A 22,540-nucleotide genomic window follows, 5' to 3' on the forward strand; every position below is an offset into this window, starting at 1 on the left:
GCGCGAATGCTTTCCGCCTGGGCGGGCACCGGGCTTGGTATGAACATGATGATCCTTCGCGCGCTCGGGGCGGCGGCGGGCGCGACCATGCTCGCGGGCGGCTGCGGCGCCGTCCCCGGTGAGGCCGGGCGGATGGCGGCGCACACGCCCCCGCCGCTCTCGCCCGCCCCTCCCGCCACGACCCCGCCCCCGGGCGGCACCGCGTCGCCGTCTCCGGGCGGCACCGCGGCCGGGGCGAGCGACCTGCGCCAGGCGGCCAGGGCGGCGCTGAACGCGGTGCCCGGGGCCACGCTCACCTCCATCGAGACGGAGGAGAACGGCCGGGTGTGGGAGGTGCAGGTCGTCGACCGCGACGGCACCGAGCACCAGATGGACGTGGAGTCGGGCAAGGTGGTCCGGGGGCCCACGACCGAGCAGGAGGACGCCGCCGACAAGGCCAAGCACCGCGACCGGGTGGCCGCGGCCAAGCTCGACTACTCCGCCGCGGCCGACAAGATCCTCGCCGCCGTGCCGCAGGGGCGCATCACGGAGCTGAACCTGGACACGGAGCGGGGCAAGACGGTCTGGGAGTCCGACGTGCTGACGCCCGACGGGATCAAGCACGAGGTCGCCGTGGACGCCGCGACGGGCGCCGTGGTCCGCAAATCCGGCTGACCCTACGTCGTCAGCCCGGCCTCCCGGCGGAGGAGGGTGGCGAGGGAGTCGGGGTCGGCGGAGGTGACGCCCTTGGCGGCGAACCAGGTGGCGACGTTGTGGGCGTCCCGGTCGAGGAACGAGGGCCCGGTCGGGTGCGCGATCACGTCCACGATCTGCGGCAGGTCGATGATCACGAGCCTGCCGTCATGGACCAGCAGGTTGTACGGAGACAGGTCCCCGTGCGCCAGGCCGTCCCTGGCCAGGGTGACCATCGCGGAGACGAGCTGCTCCCACAGGTCGTCCAGCCCGTCGGACACCTGCGCCAGCCGCGGCGCCGCGTACCCGTCCGGCGTCCCGATGAACTGCTGCAGGATCTCCGTCCCCACGATCTGCACCGGGTACGGCACGGGCACTCCGAGCGACCACAGCCGGCACAGGGCCGTGAACTCGGCGGCCGCCCACTGACCGGCGATCACCTGCCGGCCGAACGCGGTGCGGTTGGCCATGGCCCGGTTCATCCGGCTCTCGCGCGTCCTGCGGCCCTCCATGTAGCCGGCGTCGCGGTGGAAGAGCCGGTGCTCGGAGGCGCGGTAGCGCTTGGCGGCCAGCAGGCACACCCGGTCGGTGCCGGGCACGCCCCGGGAGATCAGGTGGACGTCGGCTTCCTTGCCGGTCTTGAGCACGCCGTGCTCGTGGTCGACGGCGGCCAGCTCGGTGACCAGCCAGCCGGGGTAGGGCTTGGGCCCCTTCTCCGTGGGAGTGCTCTGGTCCCAGGTGGACCAGCGATCACCCTCGGGCGGCCCGTCGTCGGTCTCGGGGTTGCTCTCCAGCCACTCGAGGTCGTCGGCGTCGAGGGCGTACTTGCCACGGGTGCGGTGCTGCGAGTGCTTCGGCACGGTGGAACGGCTCCAGGTGTGAGGCCCACCGGTGCGCCGATCAGATCAGCGGCGGATGCCCGGCGGGAGAGTCAGGGGACGCGGAAAACGGCACGCGAACAGTCGTCGTCACGGTCTCACTCTCCCTTCGCATCGCGGCGATCAGGTCGTCCCCGGGAGTATGCCGGGGAGGGTCGCCCGCCCGCAACTCCTTTAGGGGGGCCGATAATGCGGTGCGCCCCGCCGGGCGCGGCCGGTAGCGTGCGGGCATGCGACGCCGATGCCCGGAATGCGACCACTGGGAGCCTGCCGGAGCACCGGGCTGCCCCCGGTGCGCGCGCACGGTGGACGCGATCGTCGAGGAGGGGTGGCGGGCGTTCCTGGAGCGCGAGTTCGGCACCTCCGACCCGCCCGACGAGCGGCTCATCGCCGAGATGGTCGTCGACGAGCCCGACAAGCACCCGTGGCGCGTGGTCGACGCCGCCTACGACCGGCTGACCTGCCCCGAGTGCGGCGGCCGGCTCAGCAGGGGCCCGGCCGGCTGCGGCCCCTGCGACCTCGCCAACGGCTTCCGCTACACCGCCATCGAGATCGACCGTCCGGACGTGCCGCCGGGGAACGAGCACGCGCTGCGCGTGAACGTGGCCGTGACGCGCCGGCCGTCGGGGGTGTCGGCGTCGGAGGTGCTGCTGCGGCGGCTGTCGCTGCCGGTCCTGATCGAGGGCGGGCTGCCCACCCGCGCCCAGGCCCAGGCCACCAAGGCCCTGGCCAACGGGGGCGCCACGGAGGCGGAGCTGGCCGCCGTCATCTATCGTGAGTGGGGAGATCACTGATCGCTGCGGGGCGGCCATTCCATCTGAAGGTCGATGTCCACCGCGAATCCGATGTCCGTCTGCAGCCGTTTCCGATGGATGCCGGTGGGGACGTAAGCCTTGACGGTCGGCTCCAGTTCGAATGTGTAGACCACGGGCAGGCCGTGTTCCTTTTCTACGCGCCAGAAGTGCTTGATGCCCGCATTTGAGTATTTGATCGGCTTGGTGGTCCGATCCCTTTCCAGGGACTCGGCTGATGCGACTTCGACGACCAGATGGACGTCCTCGGGTTTGTAGGAGGTCGTTTCATCACCGATCGCCGACCTTCTCACGAGGAGGACATCTGGTTCGGGCCGCTGGCGCAATCCCAGGGTCACCGTCATCTCGCGAACGACGGCAAGATCGCCAGGTGGATTGAGGTGCTTCTCGAACAGGCGAACCGCATACATGTGAAAGGCGGTTTGCGGTGACATCATGATGAGTGACCCATCGATCAGTTCGACGTGCCGGGGCGCGTCGGCGGGGAGATGATCGAGCATGTCGGCGGTCCAGCCGCCGGCAGGGCCGGGATAGAACCACTCGGGAAGGGTCATAACCATCAGTCTGCCTCCTCAGGGTCATCACGCGGCGCACTCATTTTGCCACTGTGAGTAGTCGCTAGGGGAGGTCTTTGCGCTCCTCCATCGAGCGGCGGTAGAGCTCGTCGATCTGGTCCAGCGGGTCGGGCGCGTGGCGGCGCGCCTCGATCTCCAGGTCGGTGCGGGAGGTGAGGTCGGCGATGCCCGTGGCCGTGTGGCGCACCTGGTCGCCCAGGAGGTCGGCGCGGATGCGGGCGCACATGGCCGTCAGCTTGGCCTGGTGCTCCCTGAGCCGGTCGAGGGTGGCGTGGTCGACGTACGGCGAGACGCGGCGCTGCTGGGCGTACATGCCGAGCTGCCTGTCGTGGACGTCCGCCTGCGCAGACAGGTCGGCCAGGAGGCGGGGCAGGTCGCCGAGGCCCCAGCCCTCGCGCTGGGCGTGCTCGACGGCCTGGCGGGTGAGGGTCACCTCGCGGCGCAGGTCGAGCCGGAGCCGCTCCACCTCGGCGGCGTCGCCCGTGCCCATGGCGTTGACGTGGCTGGTCAGCCGCGTGGTGGCCTGCCGGGCCTTGGACGCCGCCTTCTTGCCCAGCTTGACCAGGAGGTAGACGGTGACGCCGCCCAGCAGCAGGAGGAACGCCAGGATCACCAGTAGGACGACTAGCAACTCGCTGATCTCCGCCACCTCCTGTCGGTGCTGCTGCGGTGAAGGGCCGCAGCTTTGCACGGTTGCTGCTTTGCAGGATAGTGCGCCGGACGGGGGAGTGGCCGCCCGCTCAGAGCCGGGCGCGGGCGGCCTTCCTGCGGGCGCGGAAGCGGCGTACCCGCCTGATCAGCCACCACGCCAGTACGGCCAGCACCAGCAGCGCCACGATCACCAGCACGGGGGCGAAGACGGCGACCAGGCTCATGCCGAGCGCGCCGGCGTCCTCCGCCGTGCTCACCACCGGCCCGCCCACGCCGACCGTCCCGGCGTTGATCACCGGGCGGGCCGTCGCCTTGACCACGTGGACCGCCAGCGCCACCACGATGCCCAGCAGCCAGCCGGCCCAGGGATTCTCGGCCATCCAGGCGGAGTGGTCGAGCTCGGCCGCCGCGCTGGTGGCCGAGAAGACGACGCCGCCCGACGCCGGGCGCACCACGGTCTGGATGGCGTCGTTGACGCTGTCGACGGCGGGCACCTTGTCGAGCAGGAACTCGGCGGCCAGCAGGACCGCGATCACCGCGAGCACGCCCCAGTTGGACAGCCACGAGTAGCCGTCGGGCAGCTTGACGGAGTCGGTGAGGTTGGCCAGGACGCCCACGACCAGGAGCGGGATGTACGCGTTCAGCCCGGCGGCCGTGGACAGGCCGAGCCCGGTCAGTGCGGCTAACATGCCCCTAGTCTGCCCGGACGGCCTCCTCCATGAGGCTTTCGAGGCCCGATCCGGCGAATTCCGCCACGGCCTGCTCGTACCTCGCCGTGCCCCATGACCAGAAGTCGAAGTCGATGCTGTCGTTGGCGCCGTCCTGGATGGAGGCCCACAGCGTCCAGACGTACCTGGCGATGAGGCCGAGCAGGCGGGTGCGAGCGATCTTGTGGCGCAGCCGGCGGCCGTAGTACGCGGTGACGAGCCGCTCCAGGCCGTCAGGGGGCAGGCCGCACTCGTTCGCGAGGCTGCCGAGCTCGAAGCAGGGGTCGTTGTTGCCGGCGTACTCGTAGTCGATCAGCCGGAGGTCGCGGCCGTCGTCGAGGATGTTGCCCGGGAGGAGATCGTTGTGGCAAGGAACGGTACCTTCCGCCCGTAACTCCAGACATTTCTGGATTTGAGCGGCGATGGGCATGAAATCGAGATATTTCGGGGGGAGGCGGTAGCCGCGCTCCCGCACGATCCCCAGGTAGTGCCGCTGGAGGCCGAAGATGTCGAAGTCCCGTACGAACCGGGGCCCGGCATGCAGGCGGCGGCACGCCCGCACCACCCGCGGCAGGTTCGCCGGGTCGCGGAGATCGGCCCGCGTGAACGTCCGCCCCGGCAGGAACCCCACCACCAGCGCCCCCAGCTCGGGCAGGTACGCGTGCACCGGCGCCCCCACCCCGGCCGCGGCCGCGGCCAGCGAGGCGGCGTGCTCGGCGTCCCTGTCGATGCCCAGCAGCCAGTCGTCGCCGGTCCACACGCGCACGACGTACGCGCCACCGGGCGTGGTGACCTTGTAGGTGTGGTTCGTCATCCCACCGGGCAGCGCCTCGACGGTACGCGGCGCGCCGGACAGCAGGGGGATGCGATCGAGCACCTCGGGCACGGCCATGGTCGATGCTAGGACGCCCGCCGCCGGACGATCCAGATCTCCGTGGCCGGCCGCACCGCACCTGCCCGCACGCCGTCGCGGCTAGCCGGAGGCCGACAGGCGCTCCAGCCGCTCCACCGCGTCCCCGAACTCGCTGATCATCTCGAAGACGACCTCGCGGGCCGGCCTGACCTGGTCGAGCTGGCCCACCACCTGGCCCACGAAGTAGTTGACCAGCTCCAGCGCCCCCGGCTGGCCCTTCTCGGCCGCCGCCCCGATGCGCGCCATCGCGCCCTCGGCCACCAGCAGCTGCAGCGGCATCCCCAGCGGGCCCGGGCTCTCCTGGCCGTGGTCCCACTCCTCCGTCCAGGCCGACTTCAGCTGCCGGGCCGGCTTGCCCGTACGGGAGCTGGACCTGACCGTGTCGAGCGACGACGCGGCCAGCAGCTTGCGCTTGACCGCGGCGGGCGTCTCCGCCTCCTCCGTGGTCAGCCAGACCGAGCCGCACCACACGCCCTCGGCGCCGAGCGCCATGGCCGCCGCCATCTGCCGGCCGGACGCGATGCCGCCCGCGGCCAGCACCGGCACGGGGGCGACCGCGTCCACGACCTGCGGCACCAGCACCATCGTGGAGACCTCGCCGGTGTGGCCGCCCGCCTCGGTGCCCTGCGCCACGATGAGGTCGGCGCCCGCGGCCGCCTGCCTGCGGGCGTGCTCCACCGTGCCGGCCAGCGCCGCCACCGGGACGTCCGCGTCCCTGGCCCTGGCCAGCATCTCGGGCGGCGGCGTCCCGAGGGCGCCGGCGATCAGCCCGATGGGGTGCTTGAGCGCCACGTCGATCAGCCCGGTCGCCCCGGCCGCCGTCACCCGCCGGCCGAACTCGTCCGCCCTCGCCGTGAGCGGCTGCACGGGGGCGGTCACGCCGTACTTGGACAGCAGGTGGATGACGAAGTCGCGGTGCCGGTCGGGGATGAAGTCCATGAGGTGCGCCCGCCGGTCGGACGCCGAGGAGTCGAGCCGCTCCGGCACGAGCACGTCCACCCCGTACGGCCGGCCGCCCACCTCGCGGTCGATCCAGGTCAGCTCGGCGTCGAGCTGCTCGGGCGAGTACGCGATCGCGCCCAGGACCCCGAGGCCGCCCGCGTTCGTGACGGCGGCCACGACGTCGCGGCAGTGGCTGAAGGCGAACAGCGGGAACTCGATGCCCAGGCGCTCACAGATGGCGGTCCGCATCTTCCGACGCTATCCGGCGGACGCTCAGCCGGTCCATCCCCTGGCCCGCGCATCCCTCAGGGCCGGCGTATCTCTCCGGGACGTCTCATCCCTCCGGGCGGCTCCCGCATCCGGCCGGTGCGTCCCTCCAGGGGTCAGGAGGCGTTGGCGCGGCGGTTCAGCGGGATCGGGCCGGCGGGGTTGTGCCAGCCCAGCTCGGGCGTGTAGCCGCGGACCAGCTTGGCCGGGACGCCGGCGACCACGCTGTGGTCGGGGAACGTGCCCCGTACCACGGCGCCCGCCGCCACCACGCACTGGCGGCCCAGCGTCGTGCCCGGCAGGATGATCGCCCCGGCGCCCAGCCACGAGCCGGAGCCGATCGAGACCGGGCTGTTGCGCGGCCACTGCCGCCCGATCGGGATGTCCGGGTCGTCGTAGACGTGGTTCTGGTCGGTGATGTACACGTACGGGCCGGTGAAGACGTCCTCGCCGATGTCGATCGACTGGTGGGCCACGATGTGGGAGCCGCGGCCGATCGAGCAGCCGCGGCCGATGCGCAGGATCGAGCCGGGGCCGAGGTCCAGCCCCGGGTTCATGCCGCACGAAAGCGACACGCGCTCGCCGACCAGCGTGTGGTCGCCGATCTCGATCCACGGCTCGCCGAAGATCGCGCCCGGGGGGAAGGCGATGGTGGCGCCCTCGCCGAGCCGGCCGAACCGATGGCCCGCGGGGTTCGCGGGAGTGATGGCGCCGGCGCGGCGGATCGCCGCGTAGCCACGGTGCACCAAAGTGCCCACTGCCCGCCGTACTAATGACATAAGGCCCAAAGTTACCCTCAGGTCAGGCCGTTCGGGCATGTCGGGGGCGTTGTTTGATATCCTGAGAGCCCGTGGACACTTCGACCACACCTCGAGCCACGGGAGCCCCTTTGCGCAGCGCATCGCAAACCAAGCATCTGTTCGTCACCGGCGGTGTCGCCTCCAGTCTCGGCAAGGGGCTCACGGCCTCCAGCCTCGGTCGCCTGCTCAAAGGCCGCGGTCTCAGGGTCACCATGCAGAAGCTCGACCCCTACCTGAACGTCGACCCCGGCACGATGAACCCGTTCCAGCACGGTGAGGTGTTCGTCACCGATGACGGCGCGGAGACCGACCTCGACGTCGGCCACTACGAGCGGTTCCTCGACACCGACCTGCACGGGTCGGCCAACGTGACCACCGGGCAGGTCTACTCCAACGTCATCGCCAAGGAGCGGCGGGGCGAATACCTGGGCGACACCGTCCAGGTCATCCCGCACATCACCAACGAGATCAAGGACCGGATCAGGGGCATGGCCGGTCCCGAGGTGGACGTGGTCATCACCGAGGTCGGCGGCACCGTCGGCGACATCGAGTCGCTGCCGTTCCTGGAGGCCGTGCGGCAGATCAGGCACGAGGTCGGGCGCGACAACGTGTTCTTCCTGCACGTGTCGCTGCTGCCGTACATCGGGCCGTCCGGCGAGCTCAAGACCAAGCCGACCCAGCACAGCGTGGCGGCGCTGCGCAGCATCGGCATCCAGCCCGACGCGATCGTGCTGCGCTCCGACCGGTCCGTGCACACGGCGATCAAGCGCAAGATCAGCCTGATGTGCGACGTCGACGAGGACGCCGTCGTCTCCTGCGTGGACGCGGCCTCGATCTACGACATCCCGAAGGTGCTGCACTCCGAGGGGCTCGACGCCTACGTGGTGCGCCGGCTCGGCCTGCCGTTCAGGGACGTCGACTGGAAGGAGTGGGAGCAACTCCTGCGCCGGGTGCACCGCCCGGCGAAGGAAGTCACGATCGCTCTGGTGGGGAAATATATTGATTTGCCGGACGCGTACCTCTCGGTCACGGAGGCGCTGCGCGCCGGCGGGTTCGCCAACGACGCGCGCGTCAACATCCGGTGGGTCAAGAGCGACGACTGCGAGACCCCCGGGGGCGCCGAGCGCGAGCTCGACGGCGTCGACGGCGTGCTGATCCCCGGCGGGTTCGGCGTGCGCGGCATCGAGGGCAAGATCGGCGCCATCCGCCACGCCCGCGAGGGCAAGATCCCGCTGCTCGGCATCTGCCTCGGCATGCAGGGCATGGTCATCGAGGCCGCCCGCAACATGGCCGGCATCGAGGACGCCAACTCCGCCGAGTTCGACCCCGACACCAAGCACCCGGTCATCTCCACCATGGCCGACCAGGAGGACGTCGTCGCCGGCGAGCGCGACATGGGCGGCACCATGCGGCTGGGCAGCTACACCGCCAAGCTCCTCGAGGGCACCCTGGTCAGGCAGCTGTACGGCGGCAAGGCCAAGGCCGACGAGCGCCACCGCCACCGCTACGAGGTCAACAACGCCTACCGCGAGCAGCTGGAGCGGGTCGGCCTGGTCTTCTCCGGGCTCTCGCCCGACGGCCGCCTGGTGGAGTACACCGAGCTGCCCACCGACGTGCACCCGTTCTTCGTCGGCACGCAGGCGCACCCCGAGTTCCGCTCCCGCCCGACGCGCTCCAACCCGATGTTCCGGGGCCTGATCACCGCCGCCCTGGAATACGCCGACGCCCGGGTGAGCGCGAAGGTGGGCCAGTGAGGATCGAGGACACGCCCGAGGCGTGGGACGTCGTCGAATCCAGGGAACGGTTCCGCGGCCACGTCATCACCGTGGTCACCGACACCGTGAAGATGCCCCGCGACGAGGTCGCCGACCGCGACTACGTCGTGCACCCCGGCGCGGTCGCCGTCCTCGCGCTCGACGACCAGGACCGCGTCCTGATGATCCGGCAGTACCGCCACCCGGCGCGGCAGCTGATGTGGGAGCTGCCGGCCGGGATCCGCGACGTCGAGGGCGAGTCGCTGGTCGCGGGGGCGGCCCGCGAGCTCGCCGAGGAGGCCGGCTACCGCGCCGAGACCTGGCACACGCTGATCGACCTGCGCAGCTCGCCCGGCATGAGCGACGAGCGGATCCGGGTGTTCCTCGCCCGCGACCTGACCAAGGTCGAGACCGGCTTCGTGCACCGGCACGAGGAGATCGACATGCCGGTCGAATGGGTGCCGCTGCCCGACGCGGTCGAGAGGGCTCTCATGGGGATGATCCACAATTCCCCGGCCGTGGCCGGTATCCTCGCCGCGTACGCGGCTTCGGTTGAGGGATTCGCCCTGTTGCGCCCCGCCGACGCTCCTGAGGCGTGACGGAAGGACCCAGCTCGTGGAGGCGGTGCTCTCCAGCTACCTCGCCCATCTCGTGGTGGAAAGGGACCTGGCTGCCAACACGCTCGCGTCCTACCGTCGTGACCTGCGCCGCTACCTCGACCACCTGCGCTCGCGCGGCCGCAACGAGCTCGACGAGGTGGGGGAGGCCGACGTGCTGGCCTTCCTCACCGCGCTGCGCGAGGGCGACGGCGAGCACCCCGCGCTCGTGGCCAGCTCGGCGGCGCGCGCCCTGTCCGCCGTGCGCGGGCTGCACCGGTTCGCCCTGTGCGAAGGCGTCACGGCCCATGACCCCGCCCATGAGGTACGCCCGCCGCGCCCGCCCCGCAGGCTGCCCAAGGCGATCGCCGTCGACCAGGTCGAGCGGCTGATCGCCGCCTCCGGCCCCGACGGCGCGCCGCTCACCCTGCGCAACCGGGCGCTGCTCGAGGTCCTGTACGGCACCGGCGCCCGCATCTCCGAGGCCGTCGGGCTGGCCGTGGACGACCTCGAGGACGACCAGGTACGCCTGCGCGGCAAGGGCGGCCGCACCCGCGTCGTCCCCCTGGGCCGCTACGCCCGTTCCGCGCTGGACGCGTACCTCGTACGGGCTCGTCCGGGCCTGCTGTCGCACGGGCGCGGCACCCCCGCGCTGTTCCTGAACGCCCGGGGAGGCCGCCTGACCAGGCAGGGAGCCTGGGAGGTGCTCCAGGCCGCCGCCGAACGAGCCAGACTCGCCGGGATAAGTCCCCACGTTCTCCGCCATTCCTTCGCAACCCACCTCTTGGACGGCGGCGCTGACGTTAGGGTGGTGCAGGAGCTGCTCGGCCACGCCTCCGTGACGACCACGCAGGTCTACACGCTGGTCACGGTCGACAAGCTCCGCGAGGTCTACGCCGCCGCGCATCCCCGTGCGCGTCAGTGATCTATAGTCTTTGCGGTGTGCGGCGCCCCCGGCGTGCCGCCTTGCCGCCTTAAGTGGCGACGCCATAGTGTCCGTCCGGACGGTCCGGTTCGGGATCGTCAGGGAGGTTCGAGCTGGTGACTGTGACGACCAAGGGTTCGACCCCGGGGACCCCCGACAACCCCTGGGGCGACACGAAGACCAACGCGCCTTCCAACGGCGTCAACCTGGGGCCCACGCAGCGGCCCAGACCCATGTTCCCCGAACCCGTGCCGCCTCTGGAGCACGGCCCGGCGCGCGTGGTCGCGATGGTCAACCAGAAGGGTGGCGTCGGCAAGACCACGACCACCATCAACCTGGGGGCCGCGCTGGTCGAATACGGCCTCAAGGTGCTGCTGGTCGACTTCGACCCGCAGGGCGCGCTCTCGGTCGGCCTGGGCATCAACCCGCTCCAGCTCGACCTGACCGTCTACAACCTGCTGATGGAGCGCGGCGTCACCGCCGAGGACGTCCTGCTGGAGACCGGCGTCGAGGGCCTCGACCTGCTGCCCAGCAACATCGACCTGTCCGCCGCCGAGGTGCAGCTCGTCACCGAGGTCGCCCGCGAGCAGGTGCTCGGGCGCGTCATCAAGCCGCTGCTGCCGCACTACGACGTGTGCCTCATCGACTGCCAGCCGTCGCTCGGCCTGCTCACGATCAACGCGCTGACCTGCGCCCACGGCGTGATGGTGCCGCTGGAGTGCGAGTTCTTCGCGCTGCGCGGCGTGGCGCTGCTCATGGACACCATCTCCAAGGTCCAGGAGCGGCTCAACGAGGACCTCGAGATCGAGGGCCTGCTGGCCACCATGTACGACGCCCGCACCCTGCACGGGCGCGAGGTGCTCGCCCGCGTGGTCGAGGCGTTCGGCGACAAGGTGTTCCACACCGTGATCAACCGCACGGTCCGCTTCCCCGACGCGACGGTCGCCGGCGAGCCCATCACCACCTTCGACCCCTCCTCGCTGGGCGCCAACGCCTACCGCGAGCTGGCCCGCGAAGTGCTCTCGCGCTGGCCGGCGCCTGCCACAATGGCCAGGTGACCGACTCCGAGCAGATCGAGGGGCGACCTCAGGGCTTCCAGGTCCACCTGGACGTCTTCGAGGGCCCCTTCGACCTGCTCCTCGGCCTCATCGCCAAGCACAAGCTGGACATCACCGAGGTCTCCCTCTCCAAGGTCACCGACGAGTTCATCGCCTACATCCGCTCCCGGGGCCCCGAGTGGGACCTCGACCAGACCAGCCACTTCCTGCTGGTCGCGGCCACCCTGCTCGATCTCAAGGCGGCCCGGCTGCTGCCCACGGGCGAGGTGGAGGACGAGGAGGACCTGGCGCTGCTGGAGGCCAGGGACCTGCTGTTCGCGCGGCTGCTGCAGTACAAGGCGTACAAGGAGGTGGCGAAGCTCTTCGCGGGGCGGATGGCGGAGGAGGCGCTGCGCTTCCCCCGTACGGTGGCGATGGAGCCGCAGTTCGCCAACCTGCTGCCCGAGCTCGTCCTGGGCATCGGCCCCGAGCAGCTCGCCAGGATCGCCGCGAGGGCCTTCACTCCCAAGCTGCCGCCCACCGTCAGCGTCGGCCACATCTACCAGCCCCTGGCCAGCGTCAAGGAGCAGGCGGCCATCCTCGTCATGCACCTGCGCCGGCTCCGGCGCGCCACCTTCCGCGCGCTCGTGGCCGACTGCGGGGGGACCTTCGAGGTCATCGCCCGCTTCCTGGCGGTGCTGGAGCTCTTCCGGGAGTCGGCGGTGACGTTCGAGCAGGTGGAGGCGCTGGGGGATCTGCACATCACCTGGACGGGCTCCGACGACGGGGACGTCGCGGTGGGCGACGATTACGAGGAATCCGCGGAGAAACCACGCAATGACTGACAACCCACTGCCCACCCCTCGCCGCTCCCCCGACTCCGAACCGCCGCTGCCCGCCTGGATGAGCCTCCCGGGCTCCCTCGCCCAGCCCTCGGCACCGTCGGTCGAGGACGAGCCGCCTCTGGCGGACGGCGCCCCACCGGCTGAGCACACGGACGTCCCAGCCGCCGCCGACTCCGGCCAATCGGACGAGTTCGCTCACGACGAGCCGGGGGACGACGAGTCTGATCCTGGTGAGCCGCGGGACGACGCGTCCCGTTCCGAGGAGGAGAAGGCGGACGCATCCGGCTCCGACTCTGGTGTGCCCGGTGCCGACGCGGACGACGGCGACGCCACGGATGCGGTATTTCCGGGTGCCGGCGCGACGCCCGCGTCCGAAGGGTCCTCAGAGACCGGTGAAGGGCAGGAAGCGGACGGCCAGGGCCAGGGGCCGACGCTGGAGGCGGCGTTGGAGGCCATCCTCCTCGTCGTCGATGAGCCCGTCGCCGAGGTGACCCTGGCCCAGGTGCTGGAGCGCCCCACCCATGAGGTCGCCACGGCGTTGCGGGGACTCGCGGCGGAATACACTGCTGCCGGGCGGGGTTTTGACTTGCGGGAAGTCGCAGGCGGCTGGCGGTTCTACACGCGGGCCGACTGCGCGGCGCTGGTCGAGCGGTTCGTACGCGACGGCCAGCAGACGCGGCTCACCCAGGCCGCGCTGGAGACACTCGCGGTCGTGGCCTACCGTCAGCCGGTGAGCCGGGCCCGCGTGGCCGCGGTGCGCGGCGTCAACAGCGACGGCGTCATGCGGACGCTCGTCGCACGAGGGCTGGTCGAGGAGGCCGGCACCGACCCGGAGAGCCAGGCAGTGCTCTACCGGACAAGCTCATACTTCCTTGAACGTCTGGGACTACGGGACCTGAGCGAGCTCCCCGAACTCGCGCCCTTCCTCCCCGACGACGTGGAAAACCTCGAGGAGACAACAAAGTGATCAACAGGCGAAGCACCCCGTCCGGTGATGGACGCGGTCGTGGACGCACCGGCGGCTCGGGTCAGAGCCGGGGCGGGCGTCCCGCCTTCCGTTCCGATTCCGGTTCGGGCTTCCGCTCCAACGACTCACGCGGGGGTTCCCGCCGCGACGACTCCCGTGGTGGGGGCAGGCGCGACGACTTCCGAGGCGGGTCCCGCGACTCGCTTCGCGCCGACCGGAGCGGATCTCGCGCCGGGTACGGCGCGGGCGGCCGAGACAGCCGCCCCGGACGCGACGACCGCCGCTCGCGGGACGACCGCGACCAGTACGGCAGGGGCGATCGTTACGGTCGCGACGAGCGCGGCGGCGGCGGTGGTTACGGCGCCGGGCGTCGTGACGAGCGCGGCGGCTATGGCGCCGGACGTCGCGAGGACCGCGGCGGTTACGCCACCGGCGGGCGCGACGATCGCCGCAGCCGCTCCGGCGACGAGCGTGGCGGCGGTTATGGTGCCGGACGTCGCGATGAGCGCGGCGGTGGCTATGGTTCCGGGCGTCGTGACGAGCGCGGCGGTTATGGCGCCGGGCGTCGCGAGGACCGCGGTGGTCATGGCGCCGGGCGTCGCGACGAGCGCGGCGGCGGTTACGGCGCCGGGGGTCGTGACGAGCGTGGCGGCGGTTACGGTTCCGGGCGTCGTGACGAGCGCGGCGGTTATGGCGCCGGGCGTCGCGAGGAGCGCGGCGGTTACGGCGCTGGGCGGCGCGATCAGGACGGCGGCGGCTATGGGGCCGGGCGGCGTGACCAGTACGGTGACGATCGCGGCGGGTTCCGGGCCGATCGGACCGGACACAGGGAAGGCGCGCCCGCCACGCGCGCCCGCTACGGCCGGCGCGACGACGCTCCCCGCCAGGACCGCGCCCCGCGCGGGAACTGGCGCGACGAGCGTGCCCCGCGGGGATCCCGGCGCGACGAGCGGACGGAGCGTGACGCCCCGCGCAGGACTCGGCGGGACGACGTGCAGACGATCGGCAGCGGCAGCCCCCAGCGTGACCGGGTGAAGGCCGCGCGCCAGCCGCTCCGCGACCGCGACTTCTACCCCGACGACTACACCGACGAGCGCGACACCACCGAGGTGCCCGACGGCGTCCGGCTGCAGAAGGTGCTCGCCCAGGCGGGCGTGGCCAGCCGCAGGGCGTGCGAGGAGCTGATCGGCGAGGGCAGGGTCACCGTGAACGGCCAGGTCGTGCGCCGCTTCGGCGCCAAGGTCGACCCGGCGACGCAGGTCATCCACGTCGACGGCAAGCGCATCCCGACCGCCCCCGACCTCGTCTACTACGCCCTCAACAAGCCCATCGGCGTCGTGTCCACCATGAGCGACCCGCAGGGCCGCCCGTGCCTGGCCGACTACGTCGAGGAGCTGGCGCCGAGGCTGTTCCACGTGGGCAGGCTCGACACCGAGACCGAGGGCCTGCTGCTGCTCACCAACGACGGCGAGCTGGCCAACCGGCTGACGCATCCCAGTTACGGCGTGCAGAAGAAGTACTGGGCCAAGGTGCCGGGTCCGATCCCGCGTGACCTGGGTCGCCGGCTCAAGCAGGGCGTCGAGCTGGAGGACGGCCTCGCCAGGGCCGACTCCTTCTCCATCGTGCAGGAGCACGGCCAGCAGGCGCTCGTCGAGATCGTCCTGCACGAGGGCCGCAAGCACGTCGTACGCCGCATGCTGGAGGAGTCCGGACACCGGGTGATCGATCTGGCCAGGATCGAGTTCGGCCCGGTGAAGCTGGGCCGGACGAAGCCCGGGACGTTCAGGGCGCTGACGCTCCAGGAGGTCGGCGAGCTGTACGCGGCGGTGAAGCTGTAATCTGGCCGGACGCAGGAGCCCGTGCGAATCTCCGCACGGGCTCTCCCGCTATGGAAGGGATGAACCACATGGTGCGCGCGATCCGTGGGGCGATCCAGGTGGACGCCGACGACCGCGACTCGATCATCGCGGGCACGACCGAGCTCGTCAGTGCGATCATGGAGCGCAACCGGCTGACCACGGACGACGTGATCAGCGTGCTGTTCACGGCCACGCCGGACCTGACGTCCGAGTTCCCGGCGCTGGCGGCGCGCAAGCTGGGCTTCCACGACGTGCCGCTGATCTGCTGCACCGAGATCGACGTGCCGGGCGCGCTGCCCCGCGTGGTGCGGCTCATGGCCCACGTCGAGACCGACCGCCCGCGGGCGGAAATCCAGCACGTCTACCTGCGCGGCGCGGTGGCGTTGCGGCAGGATATCGCCCAGTAAGCGATCCGCTGAGCCGTACGGCACAGCAAGAACACGTATCACTCCCCAATAGCCCGATAAATCAGGACACCGAGATGGAACTTCGCACCGTGCTCGTCGTCGGCACCGGTCTCATCGGCACTTCCGCGGCCCTGGCGCTGCGCAAGCGCGGCGTACGCGTGCTGCTCGCCGACCGCGATCCGGGCGCCGTACGGCTGGCACGGGAGCTCGGCGCGGGCGAGGAGTGGCTCGCGGCCGACCAGCCCGCGCCCGGCCGGTACGCGGAGAAGGCGGCCGGGCCGGATGCGTCAGACGGGCTACGGGCGGCCGGGCCGGGCGCGACGGCCGGGCCGGATGCGTCAGAGGGGCTGCGGCCGGCCGGGCCGGGCGAGCCGGGTGATCAATACTCGGGCGAGCCGGGCGATCAGCTCCCGGGCGAGCCGGTGGACCTGGCGGTCATCGCCGTCCCGCCCGCCCACGTGGCGACCGAGCTGCTGGAGCTGCAGCGGATCGGCGCGGCCAGGTTCTACACCGACGTCGCGAGCGTCAAGGTCGAGCCGCTCCACCGGGCCGCGCAGCTCGGCTGTGACCTGGCCTCCTACGTCGCCTCCCACCCCCTCGCGGGCCGCGAGAAGTCGGGTCCTGGGGCGGCCAGGGCCGACCTGTTCCTGGGACGGCCGTGGGCGCTGTGCCCCACGGAGGAGTCCGACCCCGAGGCCAGGGCGGCGGTGCTGCGGCTGATCGAGCTGTGCGGCGCCAACGCCGTGGAGGTGGGGGCGAGCGACCACGACCGCGCGGTCGCCGTCGTCTCCCACGCGCCCCACGTCGCCGCCTCCGCCGTGGCCGCCCGCCTGGCCGACGCCACCGACGTCGCGCTCGGGCTGGCCGGCCAGGGCGTGCGTGACGTCACCAGGATCGCGGGCAGCGACCCCGGGCTCTGGCTCGGCATCCTGTCCGGCAACGCCGCCCCGGTCGCCGAGGTGCTCGAAGCCGTCGCCACCGACCTGGCCGACGCGGCCGGCGCCCTGCGCGCCCTGGCCGAGGGCGACGGCACCGCCACCGGCGAGCTCACCCAGCTGCTCAAGCGCGGCGTCGTGGGCCACGACCGCATCCCCGGCAAGCACGGCGGCCCGGCCTCCTCCTACGCGGTCGTCCAGGTCGTCATCGGCGACCGCCCCGGCCAGCTGGCCCGCCTCTTCCTGGTGTGCGACGAGGTCGGGGTCAACGTCGAGGACGTGCGCCTGGAGCACGCCCCCGGCCTGCCCCTGGGCATCGCCGAGCTGTCGGTGCAGCCCGACGCGGTCCCCACGCTCACCGACGCCCTGCGCGAACGCGGCTGGGAAGTTCCCTAGACCCGATGTCACGGCCGGGCCCGCTCGATCCGTCTGTAAGGCGGAATCGAGGAGGTAACGGCAAATGACCGACATTCTGGTACTGGGAGCGGGATACACAGGCGTGACGGCGGCCATCAGGGTCGCCGTCCGCACCCGCCGCGTGGGCGGACGGGTGCGGCTGGTGAACGCCTCACCCCGCTTCACCCAGCGGCTCAGGTTGCACCAGACGGCTGCCGGGCAGCGTCCGGCCACCCGCCCGCTGAGCGAGGTGGTCGCGGGCACCGGCATCGAGCTCGTCGAGGGACGGGTGACGGGCCTGGACGTGGAGCGGCGCGAGGCACGGCTGGCGGACGGGCGCGTGCTCGGCTACGACAAGCTGATCTACGCGCTGGGCGCCGTCACGGACGCCTCGGTGCCGGGCGTGGCCGAGCACGCCTACGTGTACGACGACCACGCGGCCGCCGTACGGCTCGCCGAGCGCCTGGACGAGCTCACGGCGGCCCCGATGCCCCGGACCGACGGGCTGACGGCGGGAACGCAGGCCACCCCGACGCCCGGAACCGGCACGGTGGTGGTGGCCGGGGGCGGGTTGACGGGGGTCGAGTCGGCCACGGAGATCGCTGAGGCCCACCCCGGCCTGCGCGTCATCCTGCTGACCAGGGGCCGGCCCGGCGCCATGATGGGCGAGCGGGCACGAGCGCATCTGGACGCGGCGCTGGAGCGGCTGGGCGTGGAGGTACGTACCGGCGTGGACATCACCAAGGTCCTGCCGGACGGCATCGAGCAGGCGGGCGGCGAGCTGATCCACGCCGACGCCACGCTCTGGACCGCCGGCACCAGGGGCCTGCCGCTGGCGGAGGAGTCGGGGCTGACCGTCGACGAGCGCGGCCGGATCGTGGTCGACTCGGCGCTGCGCTCGGTCTCCCACCCCGACGTGTACGCCGTCGGTGACGCCGCCGCGGTCACCCAGCCGTACGGCGTGCTGCACGGCACCTGCCAGGGCGGCATCCCCACCGGCCTGCACGCGGCCGACTCGCTGGCCGCCACGCTTCGGGGGAAGGCTCCGAGGGCCTTCAGGTTCGGATACGTCCATCAGCCCGTCTCCCTGGGGAGGAAGGACGCGGTCATCCAGTTCACCCGGCCAGACGACAGCCCGCGCCGCGGGCATCTGAAGGGCCGGCTGGCGGTCGCGTACAAGGAGACCGTGAGCAGCAGCCCGATGCCCACGTTCTGGCTGCTCAAGCACGGTCTGGTGCCGGTGCGGGCGTTCGCGCTGACCGCCGGCCGCGGGTGAAGGGCACCGCGCGGGACACGGCGTGGAACGACACGGCGGGCGGGGCCGTGAAGGCCCCGCCCGCCGCGCCTGCCACGATCAGAGCTTGGAGGCCGCCTTGGTGACGGCCGCGCTGACGGCGTTCGGGCCGTCGTACTCGCGGTCGGGCATGGCCTCCAGGGCCCTGATGATCTCGTTGCCCGCGTTGTGCTCGCGGGCAGCCTTGATCAGATCCTGCTTGCTGGCCGGGTACTCGACGCCGCCCAGGTGCTTCTGCAGGTCGATCGGATTCGGAATAGTATTCATGACTCTCTGTTGCCCACCGTTCACGAGACGTAACGCCTGGCGCGCGAGTTCGCCTGAGATGCCTCCAGGCACGCGAGTCTGGCCTCCACTCGCGGCGGGACGCGTCGCCGTTCGGCCAGCACCCACGGCAGGCCGCGCAGCGCGTCCAGGGCGGCGAGCGCCGAGACGCGGTCGTGCGGCACGGTCCTGGCCAGGTGCGCGGTGCGCCGCAGGGCCGCGCCCAGCGGGCGGCGCAGCCAGGTGAACCAGAGCGTGTTGCGCAGCCCCACCCGCCGCCTGGCGTGCGCGTCGCGCAGGCGCGAGGCCTGGTGGTGCACGGTCAGCCCGGCCAGATAGCACAGCTCCCATCCGGCCGTGGCGAGGTCCACGGCCAGCAGTTCCTCCTCGCCGCCGAGCCACAGCCGCCGGTTGAAGCCGCCGCACTCCAGGAACGCCTCGCGCCGCAACACAGACGCGCCCGCCAGGAAGCTGCCCAGCGCGGGTCCTGGAAGCCATGACGGGCCGCGTACGGGGGAGTCGCGCAGCTCGGCGACGATCGGGTCCTCGCGGGCGCCCGGCTCGGCCAGGATGCGAGCGGTCACGACGGCCAGCCGGGGATGCGCGTCCAGCGCGTCGGCCGCGCGCGCCAGCGAGCCGGGCTCCCACCAGGTGTCGTCGTCGGCGAAGGCCACGTACGGCGTGCGCAGCCTGGCCACGCCCACGTTGCGGCCCACGGCGCCCAGGTTCTCGGGCAGCGCCACCACCTCCGCCTCGGGGTGGGCCCGCGCCACGGCCTGCGCGGTGCCGTCGTCCGAGCCGTTGTCCACCAGCACCACGTGCGGCCGTTCCGGCAGCGCCAGCAGCCGACCGACCGAGGTGAGCGCCTCCTCGCGGCGGTTCCAGGTGATCACGACGGCGCCGACCCGCGGATCAGCCATCCGAGCGCTCCAGCGTGCGCCGCGCCCGCTCCACCGCGAGCGGCAGCTCCCGCCGCTCGGCCAGCGCCCGCGGCAGCCTCGGTACGGCGCCGCGCAGCCCCTTCCAGCCGGCCGGGCCGCCGCGCAGGGCGTCGAGCGAGCGCCGCGCCACCACCCGCCACGGGCGGCGCAGCACCGCGGTCAGCACGGCGTTGCGGGCGGCCAGCGCCTGCCTGCCGCGCGGGTCCCTGGCCGGCGACGGGTGGTGGTGGGCCACCACGCCGTCCACGTACGCCAGCCCCCAGCCCCGCGCCGCCAGGTCCACGGCCAGCCGCTCCTCCTCGCCGAAGAAGAAGATCACGTCGTCGAACCCTCCCGCCTCCAGGTACGCGTCCCTGCGCACCACCGCCCCGCACGCCAGGAACCCCAGCACGCTCGGCCCGGGCAGGTCCGCCTCCACGCCGAGCGGCGAGTCGCGCATCAGCCGCGACACCGGGTCCAGCCGCTCCTCGGGGCCGACCAGCACCCGCGCGCCCAGGACGGCCAGCCGCGGATGGGCGTCGAGCACGTCGGCCGCCCGCTCCAGCGCCCCTGGCTCCCACCAGGAGTCGTCGTCGGCGAAAGCCACGTAGGGCGTCTCGGCCAGTCGGACGCCGAGGTTGCGGGCGGGCGCCCCCAGGTTCGTGCCCGCCTCGACGAGCCGCACGTCGGGGAAGTGACGGCGCACGAACCCCGCGGTGCCGTCGGACGAGCCGTTGTCGACGAGGATCACGGGACGGGGGTGCAGGGGGAGCGTACGGGCCAGCGCCCGCAGCCGGTCCTGACTGGCCACTACCACGGTGACGCGCGGTTCGTTCACAGAGGCCCCATTACCGGCAGGAACGGCGTTAGTCCTTCCGCAGGCCGTTGACGTGTCGCTTGGAGTCGGTGTAGAAAGGCGGTAACAACGTTACCGACAAGAAACGGCGTTACCATGGTCACCGCGTACGAGCAGGCCCAGCGTGAAGGGCAGAGCGTCGTCAGGGCCGCCATCCTCGACGCGGCCACGCACCTGCTCGTCACCGAGGGGCCCGCCGCGCTGACGGTGCGGCGGATCTCCGGCGAGGTCGGCTGCTCCACCAAGGTGATCTACACCCTGTTCGGCGGGAAGGAGGGCCTCAGCGAGGCGCTCTGGCTGGAGGGGTTCGCGCGGTTCGAGCGGCGGCTGCTGGAGGTGGACGGCCAGGGCGGGCCGCTGCCGACCCTGCGCGCCGGCCTGGACGCCTACCGCGCGTACGCGCTGGACCAGCCCGACTACTACCGGGTCATGTTCGAGGGCGCCATGGCCGGCTTCAAGGCCGGGCCGGAGGCCAGGCAGGCCGCCAGGCGCACGTTCGACCTGCTGGTGCGGTGCGTGCGCGAGTGCCTGGAGAGCGGCGTGCTGCGCGGCGCGCCGGCGGAGGAGCTCGCCGACGTGCTCTGGATGGCCATGCACGGCGCCGTGAGCCTGGAGATCACCGGCTACTTCAAGGCCGAGGAGGCGGCGCGCCGCTACCGGCTGCTCTGCGATTCGGTCCTCGCCCCCTTCCTGGTCCACGACGAGAGGAACGCACCATGACCCCCGGCACCAGCACGCCCTACACCGGCGGCTTCACCCCCGTGACCGAGGAGATCACCGCCTTCGACCTGGAGGTCACCGGCCGCATCCCGGCCGAGCTCGACGGCCGCTACCTGCGCAACGGCCCCAATCCGCTCAGCCTCGACGACGCCGGCGCCGGCCACCTCTTCCTGGGCGCGGGCATGGTGCACGGCGTGCGGCTGCGCGATGGCCGCGCCGAGTGGTACCGCAACCGCTGGGTGCGCAACGCCGCCGTCTCCGAGCGGCTCGGCGAGCAGCCCAGGCCGGGGCCCGTCCACGAGGGCATGGACTTCGCGGCCAACACCCACGTCATCGGGCTGGCCGGGCGCACGTTCGCGACCGTCGAGGCGGGGGCGCTGCCGTACGAGCTGGGGTACGAGCTCGACACCATCGGCTCGTGCGACTTCGGCGGCGGGCTGCCCGGCGGGTACGCCGCCCACACCCACCTCGACCCGGCTACCGGCGAGCTGCACGCCATCGCGTACTTCTTCGGCTGGGACCACCACCAGCACATCGTGATCGACCCGGGCGGCAACGTGACCAAGGTCGCGCGGATCCCGGTGCCCGACGCCCCGATGGCGCACGACTTCGCGCTCACCGAGCGCTACGTCGTGATCTACGACCTGCCCGTCACGTTCAGCATGACCCACGCCGAGCAGGGGCACCGCCTGCCGTACGCGTGGAACGACGCCCACGCCGCCCGGATCGGGCTCGTGTCGCGCGAGAGCGGCGACGTGCGGTGGGTGGAGGTGGAGCCGTGCTGGGTGTTCCACACGCTCAACGCGTACGACGACGGCGACGAGGTGGTCGTGGACGTGGTCCGCTACCCCAAGCGGTTCGTGGACGCCCGGCTCGACCTGGGCGGGCTGCCCACGCTCGACCGGTGGACCATCAACCCGGCCACCGGCAAGGTCCGCCAGACGCGGCTGGACGACCGGGCGCAGGAGTTCCCGCGCATGGACGAGCGCCGCACCGGCCGGCCGTACCGCTATGGCTACACCGCGGCCACCCGCGACGTGTACGAGGTGATCCACCCGAAGGACGCCGAGATGGAGGACCTGCCCGACGAGACGTTCGACAACACCCTGATCAAGCACGACCTGCTGCGCGGCACGCAGGAGTCGCGGCAGTTCGGGCGGGGCGCGTACGTGGGCGAGCCGGTGTTCGTCGGCTCGGGCGCGGCGGAGGACGACGGCTACGTGCTCTGCTACGTCAACAACGCCGCCCGGGGCGCGGCCGACCTGGTGATCCTGTCGGCGCAGGACTTCACCGGCGAGCCGGTCGCCACCGTGCACCTGCCCGCCAGGGTCCCGCTCGGCTTCCACGGCAGCTGGATCGCCGGCTGAACGGCGCAATGCGATCGGCGTTCACGGCAGCTGGATCGCCGGCTGAACGGCGCGACGCGATCGGCGGCCACGGAGGCCGGTCGCCGGCCGAACGGGACGCGGGTCGAGCCGGACACGGTACTCTCTCTTGGGTGATGCGGCGACGGGTTCGACGCGGCCGGCCCGCCGGTCAGCGGCTCCC

Annotated in this window: 25 protein-coding genes; 14 read left to right on the plus strand and 11 right to left on the minus strand. The window is 72.2% G+C overall.

What is annotated here, in order from left to right:
• The first annotated feature begins 45 nt into the window (after nt 1–45).
• Nucleotides 46–654, plus strand: coding sequence for a PepSY domain-containing protein (locus FH608_RS36480; RefSeq protein ID WP_139634950.1), 609 nt, complete (start codon nt 46–48; stop codon nt 652–654).
• A 2-nt stretch (nt 655–656) separates the two neighbouring features.
• On the opposite strand, the gene FH608_RS36485 is transcribed toward FH608_RS36480, so the two are convergent.
• On the minus strand, nt 657–1,532 hold the full coding sequence (locus FH608_RS36485) for a serine protein kinase RIO (protein ID WP_139634951.1): 876 nt from the start codon (nt 1,530–1,532) through the stop codon (nt 657–659).
• Nucleotides 1,533–1,780: 248 nt separating this feature from the next.
• Here FH608_RS36485 and FH608_RS36490 point away from each other — a divergent pair, with 248 nt between their 5' ends.
• Nucleotides 1,781–2,344 (plus strand): hypothetical protein, encoded by a 564-nt coding sequence (locus FH608_RS36490; protein ID WP_226900220.1) that lies wholly within the window; start codon nt 1,781–1,783, stop codon nt 2,342–2,344.
• On the opposite strand, the gene FH608_RS36495 is transcribed toward FH608_RS36490, so the two are convergent.
• The 6 genes from FH608_RS36495 to FH608_RS36520 form a co-directional block, all read right to left on the minus strand.
• A complete protein-coding gene (locus FH608_RS36495; protein WP_317135600.1) occupies nt 2,338–2,916 on the minus strand; it encodes a Uma2 family endonuclease in 579 nt (192 codons plus the stop codon). The genes FH608_RS36490 and FH608_RS36495 overlap by 7 nt on opposite strands.
• Nucleotides 2,917–2,980: 64 nt before the next feature.
• Nucleotides 2,981–3,586, minus strand: coding sequence for a hypothetical protein (locus tag FH608_RS36500; RefSeq protein WP_139634953.1), 606 nt, complete (start codon nt 3,584–3,586; stop codon nt 2,981–2,983).
• A gap of 91 nt (nt 3,587–3,677) precedes the next feature.
• Nucleotides 3,678–4,277: a DUF4126 domain-containing protein gene (locus tag FH608_RS36505; RefSeq protein ID WP_139634954.1), complete on the minus strand. Its 600-nt coding sequence runs from the start codon at nt 4,275–4,277 to the stop codon at nt 3,678–3,680.
• A gap of 4 nt (nt 4,278–4,281) precedes the next feature.
• Entirely contained in the window at nt 4,282–5,187 is a 906-nt protein-coding gene (locus tag FH608_RS36510; RefSeq protein WP_139634955.1) for a choline/ethanolamine kinase family protein, read from the minus strand.
• Between the two features lie 81 nt (nt 5,188–5,268).
• Entirely contained in the window at nt 5,269–6,399 is a 1,131-nt protein-coding gene (locus FH608_RS36515; protein ID WP_139634956.1) for an NAD(P)H-dependent flavin oxidoreductase, read from the minus strand.
• A 134-nt stretch (nt 6,400–6,533) separates the two neighbouring features.
• A complete protein-coding gene (locus FH608_RS36520; RefSeq protein WP_317135601.1) occupies nt 6,534–7,175 on the minus strand; it encodes an acyltransferase in 642 nt (213 codons plus the stop codon).
• Nucleotides 7,176–7,306: 131 nt separating this feature from the next.
• On the opposite strand from FH608_RS36520, the gene FH608_RS36525 reads away from it, so the two are divergent.
• The 6 genes from FH608_RS36525 (at nt 7,307) to scpB (ending at nt 13,341) form a co-directional block, all read left to right on the plus strand.
• A complete protein-coding gene (locus FH608_RS36525; protein ID WP_139634958.1) occupies nt 7,307–8,971 on the plus strand; it encodes a CTP synthase in 1,665 nt (554 codons plus the stop codon).
• Nucleotides 8,968–9,570 (plus strand): NUDIX domain-containing protein, encoded by a 603-nt coding sequence (locus FH608_RS36530; protein WP_139634959.1) that lies wholly within the window; start codon nt 8,968–8,970, stop codon nt 9,568–9,570. The genes FH608_RS36525 and FH608_RS36530 overlap by 4 nt, the downstream gene beginning before the upstream one ends.
• A gap of 16 nt (nt 9,571–9,586) precedes the next feature.
• A complete protein-coding gene (locus tag FH608_RS36535) occupies nt 9,587–10,492 on the plus strand; it encodes a site-specific tyrosine recombinase XerD (RefSeq protein WP_139634960.1) in 906 nt (301 codons plus the stop codon).
• Nucleotides 10,493–10,614: 122 nt separating this feature from the next.
• Nucleotides 10,615–11,550: a ParA family protein gene (locus tag FH608_RS36540; protein WP_394367724.1), complete on the plus strand. Its 936-nt coding sequence runs from the start codon at nt 10,615–10,617 to the stop codon at nt 11,548–11,550.
• Complete coding sequence (locus FH608_RS36545) at nt 11,547–12,374, plus strand: segregation and condensation protein A (RefSeq protein WP_139634962.1); 828 nt, start codon at nt 11,547–11,549, stop codon at nt 12,372–12,374. Before FH608_RS36540 ends, FH608_RS36545 begins: the two co-directional genes overlap by 4 nt.
• Before the next feature lie 433 nt (nt 12,375–12,807).
• Nucleotides 12,808–13,341 (plus strand): SMC-Scp complex subunit ScpB, encoded by a 534-nt coding sequence (gene scpB / locus FH608_RS36550; protein ID WP_139635129.1) that lies wholly within the window; start codon nt 12,808–12,810, stop codon nt 13,339–13,341.
• Between the two features lie 125 nt (nt 13,342–13,466).
• Here scpB and FH608_RS53190 read toward each other — a convergent pair whose 3' ends face one another.
• Nucleotides 13,467–14,168 (minus strand): hypothetical protein, encoded by a 702-nt coding sequence (locus FH608_RS53190; protein WP_226900221.1) that lies wholly within the window; start codon nt 14,166–14,168, stop codon nt 13,467–13,469.
• Between the two features lie 165 nt (nt 14,169–14,333).
• Between FH608_RS53190 and FH608_RS53195 the strand changes: the two genes are divergently transcribed.
• From FH608_RS53195 to FH608_RS36575, 4 genes are all read left to right on the plus strand, one after another.
• A complete protein-coding gene (locus tag FH608_RS53195) occupies nt 14,334–15,179 on the plus strand; it encodes a pseudouridine synthase (protein WP_226900222.1) in 846 nt (281 codons plus the stop codon).
• Between the two features lie 68 nt (nt 15,180–15,247).
• Complete coding sequence (aroH, locus tag FH608_RS36560; RefSeq protein WP_139634963.1) at nt 15,248–15,607, plus strand: chorismate mutase; 360 nt, start codon at nt 15,248–15,250, stop codon at nt 15,605–15,607.
• Nucleotides 15,608–15,681: 74 nt separating this feature from the next.
• Nucleotides 15,682–16,938, plus strand: a complete 1,257-nt coding sequence (locus FH608_RS36570; RefSeq protein ID WP_226900223.1) for a prephenate dehydrogenase — start codon at nt 15,682–15,684, stop codon at nt 16,936–16,938.
• A 64-nt stretch (nt 16,939–17,002) separates the two neighbouring features.
• Nucleotides 17,003–18,214: an NAD(P)/FAD-dependent oxidoreductase gene (locus FH608_RS36575; RefSeq protein ID WP_139634964.1), complete on the plus strand. Its 1,212-nt coding sequence runs from the start codon at nt 17,003–17,005 to the stop codon at nt 18,212–18,214.
• A gap of 78 nt (nt 18,215–18,292) precedes the next feature.
• On the opposite strand, the gene FH608_RS36580 is transcribed toward FH608_RS36575, so the two are convergent.
• From FH608_RS36580 to FH608_RS36590, 3 genes are read right to left on the minus strand one after another with little or no spacing between them, the layout of a single operon-like run.
• A complete protein-coding gene (locus FH608_RS36580) occupies nt 18,293–18,499 on the minus strand; it encodes a DUF2795 domain-containing protein (RefSeq protein ID WP_139634965.1) in 207 nt (68 codons plus the stop codon).
• A gap of 20 nt (nt 18,500–18,519) precedes the next feature.
• Nucleotides 18,520–19,416, minus strand: coding sequence for a glycosyltransferase family 2 protein (locus tag FH608_RS36585; protein ID WP_139634966.1), 897 nt, complete (start codon nt 19,414–19,416; stop codon nt 18,520–18,522).
• Nucleotides 19,409–20,254: a glycosyltransferase family 2 protein gene (locus tag FH608_RS36590; protein WP_193318829.1), complete on the minus strand. Its 846-nt coding sequence runs from the start codon at nt 20,252–20,254 to the stop codon at nt 19,409–19,411. The genes FH608_RS36585 and FH608_RS36590 overlap by 8 nt, the downstream gene beginning before the upstream one ends.
• A 114-nt stretch (nt 20,255–20,368) precedes the next feature.
• Between FH608_RS36590 and FH608_RS36595 the strand changes: the two genes are divergently transcribed.
• Nucleotides 20,369–20,992, plus strand: coding sequence for a TetR/AcrR family transcriptional regulator (locus FH608_RS36595; protein ID WP_139634967.1), 624 nt, complete (start codon nt 20,369–20,371; stop codon nt 20,990–20,992).
• Complete coding sequence (locus FH608_RS36600; RefSeq protein WP_139634968.1) at nt 20,989–22,359, plus strand: carotenoid oxygenase family protein; 1,371 nt, start codon at nt 20,989–20,991, stop codon at nt 22,357–22,359. Before FH608_RS36595 ends, FH608_RS36600 begins: the two co-directional genes overlap by 4 nt.
• Nucleotides 22,360–22,540 lie beyond the last annotated feature (181 nt).

The organism is Nonomuraea phyllanthi (assembly GCF_006334985.2).
Classification (GTDB): Bacteria; Actinomycetota; Actinomycetes; order Streptosporangiales; family Streptosporangiaceae; genus Nonomuraea; species Nonomuraea phyllanthi.